Origin of the sequence: Rhodococcus sp. C3V (genome assembly GCF_029269915.1) — a bacterium.
In the GTDB taxonomy this organism is placed as follows: domain Bacteria; phylum Actinomycetota; class Actinomycetes; order Mycobacteriales; family Mycobacteriaceae; genus Rhodococcus_F; species Rhodococcus_F qingshengii.
Genome location: NZ_JARJBE010000064.1, coordinates 1 through 819, shown reverse-complemented (window position 1 = coordinate 819; position 819 = coordinate 1). Strand labels below are relative to the sequence as shown.

1 protein-coding gene is annotated in these 819 nt (G+C 60.6%); it reads left to right on the top strand.

Annotated features, from left to right (window positions below):
- The coding region (locus P3G66_RS31805; RefSeq protein WP_276117885.1) for a condensation domain-containing protein at positions 1-819 on the top strand (819 nt) is incomplete at both ends.

Genomic DNA, 819 nt, shown 5'->3' with positions numbered 1-819 from the left:
AATCGTCGACCTCACTCGTCACACGACAGTTGGACTTCTGGCGGAACGCTCTCGACGCAATACCGTCGGTGATCGATCTGCCGCTGGACCGACCTCGTCCCGTGGAAGCCTCCGGCCGTGGAGCCATGTTCTCGGCCCATCTGAGCCCCGAGGTGAACGCGCAACTGGAGAAGGTCGCGCGTGACAACGGCGCTACGTCGTTCATGGTGTTGCATGCCGCGCTCGCTGTTGTGCTTTCGCGCTACAGCGGTGAATACGACGTAGTTGTGGGAACTCCTGTTGCGGGCCGAGGAGAACGTGCACTCGACGATCTGGTCGGCATGTTCGTCAACACCCTCGCACTACGTTCCGTGGTGTCGCCCGGCGCTCGGTTCGCGGAATTGCTCGAATCGGTTCGAGAATTCGACCTCCAGGCGTTCGCGAACGCCGACGTTCCGTTCGAGCGCCTGGTCGAGGTACTCGATCCGGTTCGTTCGCAGTCGTACTCGCCCATTTTCCAGGTCAGTTTGACCCTGCAGAACATCGCATTGACCGAACTCGAGTTCGACGGCATACGTATCGCCGAAGTCGACAACGTCGTGACCACTACACAGTTCGACCTGGACTTCGTGTTCAACGAAGCACTCACCGCCGACGGGTCTCGCGGGGGTCTGGACCTACATCTGACCTATGCCACCGATCTCTTCGACGAGGCAACCGCAGCGCGATTGGTCGATGCATACGTCGCAGTGGTGAGCGCTGCAGTGGCGGACACGTCCACCATCGTCGAGATGTTCGAGGTGGAGTCTGTGGTGGAGCGTGGGTTGGTGTTGGGGGGTG